Origin of the sequence: Pseudoalteromonas sp. A41-2 (assembly GCF_015767615.1) — a bacterium.
Lineage (GTDB): Bacteria > Pseudomonadota > Gammaproteobacteria > Enterobacterales > Alteromonadaceae > Pseudoalteromonas > Pseudoalteromonas lipolytica.
The window spans coordinates 2,513,924-2,530,358 of the sequence record NZ_CP065231.1 but is presented as its reverse complement, the minus strand read 5'-3'; the positions used below and the strand labels follow the sequence as shown (position 1 = coordinate 2,530,358).

The following is a 16,435-nucleotide window of genomic DNA, read 5'->3' as shown; positions in this document are numbered from 1 at the left end:
CGGCTTTTTTGTTGGAGAAAGTTAGCGAGTTGCGAGGTGAAAGTTACGAGGAACGAGTTTCGAGATGTGAGTTGTAGGAGGCGTTTTAACGCCGAAAAAGAGTTATTAGATATCAGTCGTCAGAAGTCAGATTAAGAATACAAGTTAGCGAGGGGAAAGCGTAAAGAAGCTAGTTTGTGCCTACACATAGCTAAGGCTAAACACGCTACCGTAGGCGTGAAATTTATTTCGCGCGAAGTTTTTTGATCGCAGAGAATTATGGTAAGTCGAGTAAAGTCAAAAAGAAAGACCTGACCCCAAACATTCTTTTGACCCCAAACATTCTTTTGCGAACTCGTAAATTTCGTTGTTGTTCTTATTGAAGTGGTCAAGCAATATTGGCCACTTCAGTTCTACGTGCCTAGCTACGTTGAGCTCTAACTTAATTCATGCCCATTTACTTGTGAATTAGAAAGTAAATGGGCAAATAATCTTTTATAGTTAACATGACTAACTACCTGCCTTTGCTCAGCTTGCAACTGCATAGATAAAAAATTGTAATAATCTATATTGTTAGCTAGTTCTTCCGCAAGCATTAATGGAGTTCTATAGTTAAATTCTTTTTCATCTAGTAAATGCGGGAAGTTATTCATAAGTAACTCAGCTATTTTTATTTCCCCCATTCTTACAGCAGTATGAAACGCTGTGGCACCTTCAATGGAAGTAATACGCTCATTAATTTTGTATTTGATTAGTAATTCCACACATTCCAATGTACGGCTTGCGCAGGCTGAGTGTAGCGCGGTTCTGCCTTTAATATCTTGTAAGTTAGGGTTCGCTCCTGCCTTTAATAATGCTTCAGCTGTCTCATAATCTTTGTTATGTACAGCTATCATTAGTGGTGTTTGCTGCTTGAAGTCAGAAAGGTCAACAATTTGGGGCCATTCAAGAATGACCTCCCTTAACCTTGAAAGTTGATTGTGGCATATAGACTTCATTTCATTAATTGACTCTGAGTAATATGGTGAGCCATTCAATACTGAACTTTTTGCTAACATATTATATGAAATTTTGAGTAATAATAAGATAATGCTATCGGATTGCGGTGTCTTTAGTTGCTTGTTTTTTAAGTTATTGTGTTTATTAAGCACATGTTTAATTGATTCATTTTTTTGTATGCAAGGCATAAAGTCCTTTATGAATGCCTCATACTCTTTTTGAAATTCAGAATATAGAGGCTCATAAGCAGGGTACTCTCTGTATAAGCTAGTCCAAAAGTACTCGTGAAGTTGACGGGATACATCGAAGATATTTGTAGAACTAAAGTCTCCTTCATGCTCCCAACCACCAAAAAACATAATATCTCTAAAGTAAGTTTCATGATTGGTAGGTATGAGTTTTTGATTAGAAATGGCTAATGCAAAAGCATCACGAGCTAACTTTCCACGTAAAGACCCAAAGCTTCGACCCTTACACTCTTCGATAGCCTTTTTTAGTAGCTTTTCAGCTTCCTTTAGCTTGTTTTGACCTATGCAATGATAAGCGTTCAATTTAAGCATTAATGGCAACCAATAATGATGTTCTGGGTTACTCCAAGCTAGCTTTAAAAGTTCTTCTACTTGCCTTTCTGTTTTTCTATCAAACTTATCTTGGTTTAATAACCAGTTTAGTTCGAGTATTGCACTTTTAATTTTGTCATCATTTGATTTTTCTAACTCTTTCAATCTTGCAAAAACTAGTTGAGTGACCTTGGGGTTAGGGTAGTCACCTTTAGCTAACTCGTAGACTAATTTAAAATCATTAATGCATTTTAATAGCTTAAATGGGGCTTTATTCTGCTTTAGCTTTGTGCCGTAACTTTCAATGTTTTCATTTAAGGTTTGAGTGTACTGAATATAATTAATAAAGTTTTTGCTAATTTTTTCCACACTTTCTTTGTTAATAGGAAATATATCATCAAGAAAAGTTTCTCTTTCAGCTTCTGAAAATATATCAGTTAAGCGAGGCGCAACCATATCAACAGTATTAAATTTTTCTGTAGCTACACAAAGTAATAGATCGAATCTTAGGAAGGCAGGGAGGCTTTCGGTAAATAGTTTATTTTCATGTTGTTCACGAAGTTTTCTATCTCTAGTTAACTCACTGATTTTTGAACACGCTAGATGAGCTTGCATTGTATGGTTATATGTAGCCTCATAAATCCTCACTAGTTGCATTACTTTATTCTGTTCTAAGTCGGTACAAAATTTTTCAGTATTAGGAGTTAAAAACTTTACTAATTGCTCATATCCGTCTTGGATGGCTCTTGCAACAATAAGCCGTTGCCGAATTGTCTTTGTACTAGGTTGCTGGTAACGCTCGACTATTTTATTAACAAATTCTACTTTCTGTTTCTGGCTACAATTACCACTTAATATCGTCACTAAGTCTTGATAACTAATGTTGATTTCATGTTGTAAAGTGTGAGCAGTATGGCCTTTATTATTTATGAAGATTAAAGACTGTTCAAATGCGCAACTATTCTCGCTTGGCTGAAAACAACCTTTAAACTTAATTAATACATCATCTGGGAACGTTGTTTTAATGCTCGATATTTCAGGCGTAACTTTACCCGATTGCCAGTTATATAAGTTTTTCAAAATAGTGCCCGACTCTTCATAAATGCGAAGTTCAGACTCTAAATTATTTGCAATATTACTTTTGGGTTCCTCAATTAGGTCTAGTAACCAGCTCAAAACTTGTTGAAGAGGTAGCTCTATTTGTGCAGATTGTTTCTCGGGGTTTAAAAATGGTAAATACCAGAATCGACCTCCAGGCATGCCTGCATCAATTTTAGATTCAATCTGCCAGAATACAGTATGTCTTGCTAAAGCAGGGATAAGAACTCTGGCTAAATACTGCCAAATGATTTTCTGGGCGGATGCTTTAAAAGTGAACACATTTGTTTCAATTGCTTTATGAATATAGTAATCATGTTCAATATTAGCTACTAGATCATCTCGTTCAGCTTTATCCAGTTCTAATGCATCAAAAATACCATCTAATACTTTTTTCCATGTGTCGAACATATTATCAATGTTCATTTCAGTATTTTTGAATTTGGTTTTTGATTTTGAAGTCAGCTTTTTTGAAGCCCCTACAGCATTTGATATTTTAATTAATACTGATTCGAACGTTGGAAAAGCAGCCATTGTAATTCCTTTTAAATGGACGTGATTTAAATAAATTTATTAAATTCTTTAGGGGGGGACATCTCTTTTCATTTTTTAAATTATCGATAATTTTGATACTAGCAGCCTTTAACAGAGGAGCTAAAAAATGAAAAATGATACTACCAATAAACCTTACATAAATGAACTAGTAATTAATTGGCACATTACAGAGGCGTGCAATTACAACTGCGCATATTGTTTTGCAAAGTGGGGGAAACCAAATGAGCTGCATCGGTCACTTGAGGAAATTGAAAAGCTGCTTGATAACTTAGCTTTATATTTTATTAATGGCCAATCACGGTTAAAGAGTGAACTTGGTTACGAAACTGTTCGCCTTAATTTAGCCGGTGGAGAACCGATGATGCTTGGCAGTACATTTTTTATCATACTGATGCTGGCGAAACAAAAGGGCTTTAAGACCTCAATTATTACTAATGGGCATTACCTAGTAAATAGCCGATTAGATTTTCCTAAAAATCTGCTGGATATGGTTGGTATTAGCTTTGATAGCCAAGATTTGATCACACGAAAAAAAATCGGTCGAGTTGACCGTAAAGGCAATTCGCTCAGCTTTGAGGATTTAAAAGTCGCGTTAGAGGGTTTAATTGAAACTCAAAAAGGCATCAAAACCAAGATCAATACTGTTGTTAATAGCTTAAATTATGAGGAGGACTTTTCATCACTGATTGGCGAGTTAAAACCTTATAAATGGAAAGTCTTACAAGTGATGCCATATGGTGCCGATGACTTACTGATCTCGAATGACAAGTTTAACCAGTTTGTTGAACGTCATAGTGGCTTAGGACTCCCAATATTTGCTGAGTCAAATTCAACGATGACCGAGTCATATTTGATGATCGATCCATTAGGCCGTTTTTATCAAAACTCTGTAAATGCTTGTGGTTACAAGTACAGTGACAGCATTAATCAGTGTGGTGTAGAACGTGCGCTTTCACAGATAGCCTTTAACCCAAAAACATTTTTTTCAAGATATTGTCAAATTGATATCGATGTTCTCGAGTCTTAGGAGGCTAATATGAAAAGTGAAACCTGTTTTGGCAAAGTCTCTGGTAAACCATTAACACAATATTATGACGAAGTAGAGGCGCAAGGGGCCGCTGATTACTCCAAAGAGCATTATGGTAATGATTTGATTCCGTACCAATGTGTTAAATGCGATTTATGGCACTTATCACCTAAGAGCAGACAAACTCCAAGCCAAAAATGTAATCGTTGCACTGGGGGCTATGGTGTTGAGAAAGAATCATATCGCTCTAAAATTGAGGCTCGTAAAAGAGCCAACATTATCTACGACGAACAAGGAATAAGCTTGCGAGTCTATAAGTGTAAATATGGTAATGATTGGCATTTGACCAAGAGTTGGCTTTAAAATGACCAATAAAGTGAAGCTTAGAATATGTACCTAGTTGTAAGAAGCTATTCACAAACTTAATTGTATGTAACCAATTAAATTCAAATGCCAAAAAGCCGTTGCAGCAATGCAACGGCTTTTTTGTTGGAGAAAGTTAGCGAGTTGCGAGGGGAAAGTTACGAGGAACGAGTTTCGAGATGTGAGTTGTAGGAGGCGTTTTAACGCCGAAAAAAGAGTTATTAGATATCAGTCGTCAGAAGTCAGATTAAGAATACAAGTTAGCGAGGGAGCAAGGGGAAAGCGTAAAGAAGCTAGTTTGTGCCTACACATCGCCAAGGCTAAACCGCTACCGTAGGCGTGAAATTTATTTCGCGAGTAAATTAGAGTAAAGTCAAAAAGCAAGACCTGACCCCATTTCTTTCCCCAGAGTAAAGCGCAACACAGCTGGCTATTCAGTATTTTGTTTTAAGTTATAAAAACGATTAAATATCAAAATACTAGGTAGACAAATGAGGATAGATGTCTAACATCAATTTAAAGTGAAGATAGGGAAGTTCTAAAACACACTGTTTTTATGCGGTAGTGAATAAACCGACCTTCAATGAACATGAGTTAGCTTTATAAAATATGCTGCGTAAAATGCCATAACTCGAATGGCGAGCTACTGTGACTAGGGAGTGTAAGTATGGGAATCTTTGAGCGCTATTTATCTGTATGGGTCGCGATATCTATTGCCGCTGGGGTTGCGTTAGGCATTGTTTATCCGCCTTTGTTTGAAGCGATTGCAAAGCTCGAAGTTGCGCACGTCAACGTGGTAGTTGCTGTTTTTATTTGGGTGATGATTTACCCAATGATGGTGCAGGTCGATTTTTCAACCATTAAAGAGGTCGGTAAAAACCCGCAAGGCCTAGTATTAACCTTAGTGATTAATTGGCTTATTAAGCCGTTCTCTATGGCTGCATTAGGGTGGCTATTTTTCGAAGGATTGTTTGCCGACTTTGTTTCACCAGAAACGGCTCAAGAATATATTGCGGGTATGATTTTACTGGGAGTAGCCCCTTGTACGGCGATGGTGTTTGTGTGGTCGCAATTAACAAAGGGCGATGCTAATTACACCTTAGTGCAAGTGTCGGTAAACGATATCATCATGATTTTTGCTTTTGCTCCTATTGCTGGTTTATTGCTCGGTGTGACAGATATTTATGTACCGTGGGGCACCTTGTTTATATCTGTCGTGTTGTACGTATTATTGCCTTTAATCGCGGGTGTACTTACACGAAAAAGTATTAATCGTTCTGGGCGAGACGAAGCGTCTATTGCTGGCTTGTTGGATAAGTTAAAGCCGTTTTCTGTTATTGGTTTGTTGGCAACCGTGGTTCTTTTATTTGGTTTTCAGGCGAATACAATTATTGAGCAACCATTAAATATTGTATTAATTGCCATTCCATTAATTCTTCAAACCTACGGCATTTTCATTATTGCTTACTTTATTGCGGTAAAACTTAAGCTTAAACACAACATTGCAGCGCCTGCTTGTTTAATTGGCACCTCAAATTTCTTTGAGTTGGCGGTAGCCGTAGCAATTTCTCTTTTTGGCTTACATTCTGGTGCGGCATTAGCAACGGTGGTTGGCGTGCTTGTTGAAGTACCCGTTATGCTTTCGCTTGTAGCTATTGTGAATAAAACTAAACATTGGTTTACCGAATAATGGCGGGCACCTCAACTAGAGTCTGGGTTTAGTTTAAACGCGAAACTTATTTTGCGCGGAGGAGCTTTCTATATGATTATCAGGTCCTTCTTTTTGCCAAACCCCTTTACCAATCTATAACCTACACTATGCACCGTAGGCGTGAAATTTATTTCGCGCGATGTCTACTTTATCGGGGTCAGATCATTCATCTGACTTCTAACGACTGATATCTAATATCTCCTTTTTTGTTCGGCGTTAAAACGCCTCCTACCCTCGAATCTCGTTCCTTGCAACTCGCCCCTAAAACCAGTTAGTTTGTTTTCGATCATTGCGCTATAAGGTACTCAAATCTATACTTTTTTGTATCGATGTTGATTAATAATATCAGTACGTTATAAGCGAATGGAAAATCTTACTATAGCCATGGCTGGGCTTACCGCCATTATTCTTTTTATTTTTGGTCTCGAGAACTTTTCTCGGGAGATCGAGAATATATCTGGCGAGCACTTTCGTAAGTCGTTAAGTCGCGCAACGAATATTCCCATTTTAGGGGTGTTAATTGGTGCGGTGGTGACGGCTTTTATTCAATCGAGCTCTGCAACTTCGGTGATCACTATTAGCCTGGTAAATGCCGGGGTGTTAACGTTTAAAAACAGTGTTGGTATTATCTTCGGTTCGAACGTGGGCACCACCATCACGGCTCAGCTGGTGGCTTTTAAGCTAACTGTGTTTGCCCCTGTGATCATTATTATTGGCTTTTTTCTATCGCTGACTCGTAACCGTTTTTCAATATTTGGAAAGGCTATTTTCTATTTCGGCTTTGTGTTTTTTAGCCTTAATCTGATTTCTTCGTCACTTGCGCCGCTGCAAAATAACCCCGCATTAATTGAAATTTTAACGCAGCCGCAAAATCCGCTTATCGCGATTTTAGTGGGCTGTGTATTTACTGCTATGGTGCAGTCGAGCTCGGTAACAACGGGGTTGGCAATCGTATTTACACAACAAGGTATTTTGGGGCTTGAGAATGCCGTGCCACTTATTATGGGCGCGAACATTGGCACCACGGCTACAGCCATGATTGCGGTGTTTGGCATGGATATCGCCGCGAAAAAAGCCGCGCTTAGTCACTTTTTGTTTAATGTGGGTGGGGTGCTGTTGTTTCTGCCTTTCATTTTACTGTTTGGTAATAAGTTAAGTGAAATCACCATGGAGCCAGCAATTGCGTTGGCGAATATTCATTTTATTTTTAATGTGGTTGCCAGCTTGGTTTTTATTCTTTTTCTTAATCCTTTTACGCGATTTGTGGATTTTCTGCTTGGCGAAGGCAAAATGGATTTTGAACGTCTTGAGTTACCTACCTACCAAGAAGATGAAGAGTTTCAGCACGTTGTTGATAAACTGGAGTCGGGGAACCAACAACTGCTTAACTTTTTGAAAGAGAATTACAACCAAGTCACGCTTAGCCTAGAAACAAACTTTAAGGGTATTCAAGACACCGCGCAAAAGCGCTTGGAATATGCCAGTTTTGTTGAAAAGGAATACATTACTTATTTCACGACTATTGTTAGTAAAATCAATGATGAAGAGCAGTCACGAGAATTAATGCTGCAAATTAATCGCTTTGATTATTTGTTTCAAATTCACGACTCCATCATCGATCTGTTTGAAAGCAAACGCATTATGAATGAGCAATTTATTGAGCTAAAAAGCGATATATTGATTTTGATCCGCGAACTTTCGAGCGATACGCTTACCCTGTTTACCCATACGAGTGAGCACCTTGAACAACCTAAAAATGATGAAATAGAAAAAGCAGCGAAGTCACTGCAATTGCACCTTAATCAAGCGCAGCGAAAGTTGTTAATGCTGCTTGCCGATACCAATAGAAAAGACGCTGGCGCGCTGACAAATTTTGTGACTTACTCGCAACGACTTAAAGATAAACTATTGAACTTACATAAAATGTATTCACATAAAAATGCCGAATTATAGTGTAAACATGACTCAAGCTGTGTTGAGTGAATTGATAAATGACATATGTTTGGGTATGTATTAACTGCTTTAGGTGTTTTGATTAGTAAGCTGACAGTGCGGGTATTCAAGCGTACGGAGCACATATTCTGTACGCTTGAATCTGGCTTTATTGAATTAAGCTTACTTGTTTTACATAGGTGTCGGTTTGCAAACCAAAATGCCCTAAAACATAAGTGTAAGTGGCGTTTTCATTCCATAAACGGCTGCTGTGTATACCGTACACATAACATGTGCCCGTTGAGCATACGATTTGATCAGAGTAACTCTTTATAGAATACACTTTGTCGCCCAATGCCTCGCCATAAATACTGTTGAGTAAGGGGCTACCCACCGACAAACCATAGTAACCACATGTACTATTCCACACGTTGTACGGGTAAACGCCGCAGCTTAATAAGCCGCGAGCTGCACCGGCTACACCAACGAAGGTATCAACATATGCTGCCATGCCTAATTTATAAATTTGTTGTGCGGCCAGTGTGACCCCCATTGAATGGCCAATAATATCAATCTGACCTGTGCATGATTGGTTAATAGCCGTAAGAATGGCGTTGCGTACTGGTGTTTCTTCACTGCCATTTTGATCATTGCAACTAGCGCAAGATTTTGAGCCCCAATCTGGGGTGAAAATTTCACTACTAGCATACCCTTTTCGTTTTAATTCATTGATGGTGTTGTTCCAGCTAGAGGGGGATGCAGTGTTGCCATGCACCAGTACCACATTATCTCGACATGCTGCAAAAGCAGTTGTACACATACCCAAGCAGAGGGTAAATAAAGTGAGTAGGCGTTTCATTGAGTGTTCTCCTGTTTAACAATTATTTTACAACGTATGAAATTTAAACAGGGCTGGATATAGTACTTTCGTGCAGCAGCACTATTTCATAATATGCAATGCATGATTTTTTATTTTGCTAACCGCTAACCGCTAACCTCTAACCTCTAACCTCTAACCTCTAACCTCTAACCTCTAACCTCTAACCTCTAACCTCTAACCTCTAACCTCTAACCTCTAACCTCTAACCTCTAACCTCTAACCTCTAACCTCTAACCTCCCTCCCAAAACCTAATAATTTGTACTTAAAAACAACACTAAAGTTAAATAATTGTAAATATTTTCTTGCAATCGTACCTGTTTAGTCTATTTTCTGATCGGAGGTCACTCCTCCAACCTGATAGATATAATTACAATCAACAGGAACACACATGAAAATAAAAACACTCTCACTAGTGCCGGCATTAGTACTGGCCGCGGGTATGAGCCACAGCGCGTTTGCGGCGCAAGGGGTTGCATTTGTTCATGGCACAGGCCAGCAAACAGATGCATATAACGACTATTGGACAGGCAGTTTTGTTAATACGGTACGCCAAGGTTTACCAAACACCAGTAACTACACGGTGATCAATTGTGACTTTGAGCAGTATATGTGGGCCGATGGAGCCGCGGGCTGTTTAGCTGGGCAGCTAACCACATTTATAAATAATAAAAATATTACTGACTTAACACTGATCACTCATTCTAACGGCGGCAATGTGGTGCGTTGGATTTTATCGAACCCGACATGGGACAGCCGTTTTCCAAATATTATAAATAAAGTAACGCGCACTATTGCACTGGCTCCATCAAGTGGTGGTACGCCGTTGGCTGATGCGGTTGTTGCGGGCAACTCGTTTGAGCAAAGCTTAGGCTGGTTACTGGGCTATGGCAACGATGCAGTAAAACAACAACAAGTATCGTGGATGGCATCGTATAACGCTCAGTGGTTGTACGGCACACCAAACCGCCCAAGTTTACCATCTCGTTTTGAAACGGTTGTCGGCAGTGATGTTGATTCGGCTGTGTGGGATAGCGATAGTTATTGCGGCGGATACCAAAATCAAGTGGCACTTGAAGTGACACAAAATTGGTTAGACAGCTGTTCAGATGGTTTTTTAAATTGCAGCTCTCAGTCGCTAGCGGGGGTGGTGTGGTTTACAGATAAATCACGCACGAAAGGCAGTGAGCCTTTAAGCCACCAGCAAAGTCGTCGCAATTGTTTTGGCTTGCCAGACATGATTAAAAATCGAATTTAGGAGCCAGACAATGATCAATAATTTAAGCAAAATATGTGCTGCAATACTGCTTGTGAGCTCTGCGGCAAATGCAAATGAGCAAACCGTTTATCAATTTCCTGAGGTTCAATCGGCGTCTGTAGCGCAGTTACAAATGCTTGAAAAAGACAGCGTAGAGTATTGGCAACGCGTGTCAGGCAAAGAGCTAAAGCGCGGTGTACCGGTGTTTGTGAACCAAGCGGAACATTTTATTCGTATCGCCCCTAAAGCGCGTTTTGAGAGCGGTGAAGTGTTTAAACCTCGCGGCTTGCAGCTCGATAAGTTTTCAGTGAGTGATGCCAATGCGCAACAGCTGCCAATGCACGCTATTGCGGCGCGTGAGCAAATGCAAAATGCCGGTTTTACTGATGGCAGTGTTGGCCTTAAGCTTGGCCAAGTTAACGCTAAGGCAATGTTAAAAACAAGCCAAGCGCTTAACGACAACGACACCTACTTAGTACATGTTATTGAAAAAGGCTCGCGTAACGCCTTACATGCCAAAACGCAATTTAAAGTAAACGACCAGCAGCAGCGCGTAGGCATGCAGTTGAGTATGGGGCAAAAGCGCGTTAAAGATAACGAGGTGCAACTTAGCTTATACAGCCCTGAAGGCGAGCAACTTGATGTACGCTATGAAAATGGTGAGGCAGTTTTCACATACCCGCTTGAAACCCTCGGTGCAGCAAATGGCTATTATGAGCTTGAGGCGAATGTCGAAACAAAAGTAAATGGGCAAACTGTAAAACGCTCTATAAAAATGCCGTTTGTGAACAGTTCGCAAACCATTACTATGGATAAGGCTAAAGTTACGGCACTTGGCAACAACCAGTACCAAGCATGGGTGCCTGTGCAAGTTACTGACTCTGGACGTTACGCTATTCGTGCCACTTTAACCGGTAAAGGCGATAAGGGCGAACGCGTAAAACTAGCAACAGTAGAAGTGGCTAAGCAAATAGACAATTATGATCAATTTTTGATGCCATTTTCTGTTTCAAAAGCTGCTAAAGCCCCGTTTGAGCTGGTGGATATTGAACTTACCGACCAAACGCGAATGTTAAAGTTTGCACAGGGGCAATAAACACAACTAACCAATTTGTAAGCCGGTGCATAAACCGGCTTTTTTGTGCCTTAAGGCTGAGCTATAAAGCAAATGACCCCCCTAAGTAAGTTGATTACACCTCTTAATCACTAAAGCCATTTCAGCTGTATCAAAGTGTTTTAAGTTATTTGAAGCCGTGAAATTTATTTCGCACTAAAGGGCTAAATATCTGTTTAATAATGCGCCTTTTATGTTTAAGATAAAATTTGGACATAAAAATGTGGGACTGACAATTTTACTAAGGAAAGGGAATGCCAGGTATTTATTTAGCAGTATTGGCCAATATTGGCTTTATAGCTTTCATTGTTTTGCTCTTAACGTTACTTAAAAAAGTGACCATTAGCCCTCGTTGGTTATGCATATCATTAGTCATTTTTATCTGTTATTGCTTCGCCTTATTTAATGGTAAAGCGATTATTCCACTCGACGTATTGTTCTCAGATCTTAGGTGGAATTGGTCAGGAAAAATAACCGCCATTATCCTATGGGGGTGTGTATTACTTGCTTTAATTCGCTTTAAAAAAGACTTTAAAATTAAAGAGGCTGGTTTTACCTTTAAGCAAAATGAAGGCTCTATTGAACCTGCGTTTATGATGATGGGTTTGTTTATCATTTTGCAGGTAGTTATCACCCTGATTTTAGGAAGCGATCCTAACTATGATCTTGAAACATTACTGTATCAAGCTGTCATCCCCGGATTTGATGAAGAGCCTATGTTTAGAGGGGTATTATTGTTTTGTTTTTCTTTAGCAGTCATATCAACGCGTTTTAACTTGCTGGGTGCGCCAATAAATGTTGCTGGTTTACTGTTGGTTTTACTATTTGGTTTAGCGCATGGGGTCATGTATAGCGAGGGAGAATGGTTTTTTTCTACCTTTAGAATCGCATTAACGAGCACCTATGGTTTTATTTTACTGTGGTTAAGAGAGCGTACAGGCAGCCTTGTATTTCCTATTTTGGCGCATAATTCGGTGAACTTAGTTGGGCAGTTAGTGTAGCCGCAACGAGATTACTGTGTTTATAGGCGCTGGGCGCGTTACTTTAACCATTCACGGTTAAGCCCCTTTTAGGGTTAACCGTGATTTAGGATGCTTTTTGTAGCCGTGAAATTTATTTAGCGCCAAAGAGTCTTAATCCGCATTTTGTGACTTTAGCGTTTAGCCTTCACCCTAGATTCTACAGCCAGTTATCTTTTAAACTGTCACAAACACATTATCTTAGAGAATACGTTGAATTACTTGGCTCATCTATATTTAGCAAAACCAACGGCTGATTCGCATTTTGGCAATCTGCTGGGAGATTTTGGTGGGCGTAGGCATTTGGCGCAGTTACCTAAGCCCGTTAAGTTTGGCCTTGAAAATCACTACCTCGTTGATAAATTTACTGATACGCATCCACTCGTTAAAGAGGCCAAACAGTACTTTTCACCTGCACGTAAACGCTTTGCCAGTGTTGCAATTGATGTGGCGTTTGATCATTTTTTAATTCAACATTGGTCGCGTTTTAATAGCCAACCATTGCATGACTTTAAACACATGAGTTATTCGCTTTTAAATGCGCGACGCACCATGATGCCTTTGCGTATGCAGCATGTTGTAAAAAGCATGACTGAAAACGACTGGTTTAAGGAATACGAAACTCTCGATGGAGTAGGTCTTGCGCTCGATAACATTGCACGACGCATTCGCTTTGCTAATAACTTTGCGGGTGCAGCTGAAGACATTGCCCGTCATTACCATGATTTAGACGCCGTGTTTTTAGCTTTCTTCCCTGAATTGGTTGAACATGTGAAACAGCAGGCGATTGAAAAGCTGTAAGCAACTATAAATACCGAATTACAACCCCCACGACGAAAGCCAGTTATGCCAAGATTACAATGGCCTGCTGCTTAATCGTCGCTTTAAAATTGCGATGTGCGCAAGGTTTTTAAAAATTCACTCGTTAGTCCTCACAGCCCCCCTTAATTTAGTCATTCAATACTTTTGTAATATTTATATGGAAGGGGGTGGCGCTTTTTATTATGTTTAGTTATCATCTATCTAAATGATAATGGTTGTTGTTTTCATACTCATAAGCGTGCCTTTACCTGTAAGTTTACCTTCACTCAACGCAGTATCTTATGGGTTCTATTGACACTATTTGAGTGAGAACTTAACCGATTAAGCTGTATTTATACCCAAGAGATAGAATGACTATAATTAACCGATACCACTTGTCAGCCCTTACAATTGCTATTAGCACTCTTTTAACTCCTACTGTTTATGCAACAACAGCGTCACCGAATATAGAGAAAATATCTGTATCGGGCGTTAGGCAAGCGTTCCGTGGGGATATTCCTCTGAACGAGCAACCACAAAGTGTTGAATTTATTTCTACTGAAAGTCTTGATGATGCGGGTGTTAACACGCTCACCGATATCTTTGATTTAACCCCAAGTATTGCTGAGCAAAATGATTTTGGCGGTTTATGGGAAAGCTTTGCTATTCGTGGATTAGTCGGTGATGAGAGTATTCCGTCAGGCTTTTTAATTAATGGTTATTCATCTGGGAGAAGCTTCAGCGGTACGCGTGATACGAGCAATATTGATTACGTAGAAGTAATGAAAGGACCGGGGTCTGCGCTTTATGGTCGTTCTGAGCCTGGCGGTACAATTAATATTATTACTAAAAAGCCACAGTTTGCACAGCAGGGTTATGTAAAAGTAACGGGGGGAAGCTGGCAAAATTACCGTGCAGAAGCCGACTATACTAACGCGATTTCAGAGCACGTTGCTTTTAGAATAAATGGGGCTGTCGAAGATGGTGAAAGTTTCCGAGACTACCATGAGTCAAGTAAAAGAGTGGTTACTCCTTCAATATTATGGTTAATTTCAGACACATCAAAGTTAAATTATGAACTTGAGTATGTCGATCAAAGCACAACCTTTGACCGCGGTATTGTTGCCATTGATGGAAAAATTGATTCATTACCCATTGAGACTTTTTTAGGTGAACCCAGTGACAAGCCAACAGAGGTCGATGCTATTTCTCATCAACTTACTTTTGAACACCAAATTGGACAATGGTCTCTTTTGAATGGCTTTAGTTACAGTGATTCGAAATTTTTAAGTGAATCAAGTGATGCCGAACTGGCACCCAGTAGACAAGTTTATTTTAAAGATGGCGAAACATTAAGTCGGCAGCATAATCAGCGCGACTTTCAAACAGCGTATCTTTCTGCGCGAACAGAGCTTAGCGGGAGTGTTGAGCTCGCTGGTTTTACACACCATTTATTAATTGGCGCAGATGCCAGCAAGTTCGACTTTGATAAACTGTGGTATCGATACCGTCCTACACTGGAAGATACCCGTTATGCCATTAACATGTACAACCCTGTGTATGGAAAAACAGCGCCAGAAGGGTCACTTTTATATAACAGCACTGAAGTACAGCATAGCTATGGGGTTTATATTCAAGATCAAATAGATGTCAGTGAGCAATGGAAAGTACAAGTAGGTGGTCGTTTTGATTGGTTTGATCAGCAAATAGATAATCATATTAATCTAAAGCAGTCTAAAAGTGATCAAAGTACATTTAGCCCGCGTGTAGGTTTAGTGTATGCCCACTCAGACAACCTGCAGTACTACACGAGTTATTCTGAAGGCTTCAGACCCAACAGTGGTTACGATAGTAACGGCGATGCATTTGAGCCTGAAGAAACCGCTTCTTTCGAGGCCGGTATCAAGTTTAATACCGATAGTGTCAGTGGTAGTTTTACAGTATTTAGTGCTGAAAAAAGCAACATGTTAACAACAGACTTGCAAGCAGGTGTATCAACGGCGTTAGGTGAAGTGACAAGTGATGGCATTGAGCTTGATTTACATGGTGACATGACAGACAGTATGTCATTCGATTTTGCCTATACCTACACAGATGCCAAAACAGCAAATGACACTGTTAATCCTGATTGGTGGGTAAAACTGCCAAAGGGGAGTCCGTTACTTAATATTCCTAAACACAGTGCTAATGCTCAAATAAAAAGAGATTTAAACGACCTAGTCGATTTAAATGCAACGGTTGGACTCGCTGTACAATATGTTGGTGAAAGGCTAGGTGAAACCATTGATCCTACTTATTATTTACCTTCTTACACTTTAGTAAATATGTTTGCAAAATATCATGTGAACAATGATGTAAGCATACAATTTAATGTAAATAACTTATTGGATAAAAAATATTACGCCAACTCTTATTCTGCTATTTGGACTCAGCCAGGCGAGCCAATAAATTATAAATTAAGCTTAAAATATACCTTTTAACGAGGTTGGCGCTAAGCTAAGCCCTTTACGGCTAAAGTTACGCCTACGATTATTGCAACACGTTGCTATTTAATCGTAGGCGTGAATTTACTCTGCTTACAAGGACTAATAGGCTTGCCCCTTGTAACCGGTATTATATTTTAACGATTAATCATCAGGCCCTTTTAGGGTAAATACTAAGTGCCTGCGCATGTCTTTTAAAATCACGCCTTTTTTTAGCATTGCGCCACTTAGGCGCTTTTGCCACGTTAATAATTCTGGGGTTGCAGCATCGAGTGTTTGTTGGTTTTCGAACTGAAAACAAAGCAATAATGAGCCAGGAAATAAGTGATATTCAACATCAAACCAGCATTGCACCATACCTTCAAGCTCTGCGCGGCCTTGAATTTCAAGGGCATCGGCAACGTTTAATACAAGCGCTTGTTGTTTTTGTTGTACTTTAGAAAGCTTTTTCATTTAAAAACCAAAATTCAGTCGAAAAAGAGATTATACCTAAGCTTTAACGAGGCCAACAATATTTTGCAGGATTAATTCGTTTTCAGAATAAGTGCGACTAATGGTTTGTTACTTATTCAGCAAAGAAGTTACTATGCTATTTATGTCGTTTAAGGTGGGCGCAGAGTCGAGAGTCGGTCATGCTTGTATCATTTATGAGGTCGGT

At 39.5% G+C, this 16,435-nt stretch carries 12 protein-coding genes; 9 read left to right on the top strand and 3 right to left on the bottom strand.

Features of this window, described 5'->3' with window-relative positions:
• Window positions 1-416: 416 nt before the first annotated feature.
• Window positions 417-3,170, bottom strand: a complete 2,754-nt coding sequence (locus tag IT970_RS11435; protein WP_196857356.1) for an ankyrin repeat domain-containing protein — start codon at window positions 3,168-3,170, stop codon at window positions 417-419.
• Between the two features lie 127 nt (window positions 3,171-3,297).
• Between IT970_RS11435 and IT970_RS11430 the strand changes: the two genes are divergently transcribed.
• The 4 genes from IT970_RS11430 to IT970_RS11415 all read left to right on the top strand — a co-directional run bounded on the left by IT970_RS11430 (window position 3,298) and on the right by IT970_RS11415 (window position 8,245).
• Window positions 3,298-4,218, top strand: a complete 921-nt coding sequence (locus IT970_RS11430; protein ID WP_196857355.1) for a viperin family antiviral radical SAM protein — start codon at window positions 3,298-3,300, stop codon at window positions 4,216-4,218.
• 9 nt (window positions 4,219-4,227) lie between these two features.
• A complete protein-coding gene (locus IT970_RS11425) occupies window positions 4,228-4,581 on the top strand; it encodes a hypothetical protein (RefSeq protein ID WP_196857354.1) in 354 nt (117 codons plus the stop codon).
• Between the two features lie 667 nt (window positions 4,582-5,248).
• Window positions 5,249-6,271, top strand: coding sequence for an ACR3 family arsenite efflux transporter (gene arsB, locus IT970_RS11420; protein WP_196857353.1), 1,023 nt, complete (start codon window positions 5,249-5,251; stop codon window positions 6,269-6,271).
• 384 nt (window positions 6,272-6,655) lie between these two features.
• Window positions 6,656-8,245 (top strand): Na/Pi cotransporter family protein, encoded by a 1,590-nt coding sequence (locus IT970_RS11415; RefSeq protein WP_196857352.1) that lies wholly within the window; start codon window positions 6,656-6,658, stop codon window positions 8,243-8,245.
• Window positions 8,246-8,393: 148 nt separating this feature from the next.
• Here IT970_RS11415 and IT970_RS11410 read toward each other — a convergent pair whose 3' ends face one another.
• Window positions 8,394-9,083, bottom strand: a complete 690-nt coding sequence (locus IT970_RS11410) for an alpha/beta fold hydrolase (RefSeq protein ID WP_196857351.1) — start codon at window positions 9,081-9,083, stop codon at window positions 8,394-8,396.
• A gap of 410 nt (window positions 9,084-9,493) precedes the next feature.
• On the opposite strand from IT970_RS11410, the gene IT970_RS11405 reads away from it, so the two are divergent.
• From IT970_RS11405 to IT970_RS11385, 5 genes are all read left to right on the top strand, one after another.
• Window positions 9,494-10,360 (top strand): hypothetical protein, encoded by an 867-nt coding sequence (locus IT970_RS11405; RefSeq protein WP_036966690.1) that lies wholly within the window; start codon window positions 9,494-9,496, stop codon window positions 10,358-10,360.
• A 10-nt stretch (window positions 10,361-10,370) separates the two neighbouring features.
• The gene (locus IT970_RS11400; RefSeq protein ID WP_196857350.1) at window positions 10,371-11,456 is read left to right on the top strand and encodes a DUF4785 domain-containing protein; all 1,086 of its coding nucleotides are present in this window, start codon (window positions 10,371-10,373) and stop codon (window positions 11,454-11,456) included.
• A 272-nt stretch (window positions 11,457-11,728) separates the two neighbouring features.
• Window positions 11,729-12,475, top strand: coding sequence for a CPBP family glutamic-type intramembrane protease (locus IT970_RS11395; RefSeq protein ID WP_196857349.1), 747 nt, complete (start codon window positions 11,729-11,731; stop codon window positions 12,473-12,475).
• A gap of 231 nt (window positions 12,476-12,706) precedes the next feature.
• Window positions 12,707-13,294 carry an acyl carrier protein phosphodiesterase gene (locus IT970_RS11390; protein ID WP_196857348.1) on the top strand — a complete coding sequence of 196 codons (588 nt, stop codon included), beginning with the start codon at window positions 12,707-12,709 and terminating at the stop codon, window positions 13,292-13,294.
• A gap of 371 nt (window positions 13,295-13,665) precedes the next feature.
• On the top strand, window positions 13,666-15,774 hold the full coding sequence (locus IT970_RS11385; protein WP_196857347.1) for a TonB-dependent siderophore receptor: 2,109 nt from the start codon (window positions 13,666-13,668) through the stop codon (window positions 15,772-15,774).
• Window positions 15,775-15,921: 147 nt separating this feature from the next.
• Here the strand turns inward: IT970_RS11385 and IT970_RS11380 are convergent, their stop codons facing one another.
• Window positions 15,922-16,230, bottom strand: a complete 309-nt coding sequence (locus tag IT970_RS11380) for a hypothetical protein (protein ID WP_036966705.1) — start codon at window positions 16,228-16,230, stop codon at window positions 15,922-15,924.
• Window positions 16,231-16,435: the final 205 nt, after the last annotated feature.

Coding starts and splice junctions, on each gene's coding strand:
- IT970_RS11435 (WP_196857356.1), bottom strand. CDS start 3,170: ATGGCTGCTTTTCCAACGTTCGAATCAGTATTAATTAAAATATCAAAT.
- IT970_RS11430 (WP_196857355.1), top strand. CDS start 3,298: ATGAAAAATGATACTACCAATAAACCTTACATAAATGAACTAGTAATT.
- IT970_RS11425 (WP_196857354.1), top strand. CDS start 4,228: ATGAAAAGTGAAACCTGTTTTGGCAAAGTCTCTGGTAAACCATTAACA.
- arsB (WP_196857353.1), top strand. CDS start 5,249: ATGGGAATCTTTGAGCGCTATTTATCTGTATGGGTCGCGATATCTATT.
- IT970_RS11415 (WP_196857352.1), top strand. CDS start 6,656: ATGGAAAATCTTACTATAGCCATGGCTGGGCTTACCGCCATTATTCTT.
- IT970_RS11410 (WP_196857351.1), bottom strand. CDS start 9,083: ATGAAACGCCTACTCACTTTATTTACCCTCTGCTTGGGTATGTGTACA.
- IT970_RS11405 (WP_036966690.1), top strand. CDS start 9,494: ATGAAAATAAAAACACTCTCACTAGTGCCGGCATTAGTACTGGCCGCG.
- IT970_RS11400 (WP_196857350.1), top strand. CDS start 10,371: ATGATCAATAATTTAAGCAAAATATGTGCTGCAATACTGCTTGTGAGC.
- IT970_RS11395 (WP_196857349.1), top strand. CDS start 11,729: ATGCCAGGTATTTATTTAGCAGTATTGGCCAATATTGGCTTTATAGCT.
- IT970_RS11385 (WP_196857347.1), top strand. CDS start 13,666: ATGACTATAATTAACCGATACCACTTGTCAGCCCTTACAATTGCTATT.
- IT970_RS11380 (WP_036966705.1), bottom strand. CDS start 16,230: ATGAAAAAGCTTTCTAAAGTACAACAAAAACAACAAGCGCTTGTATTA.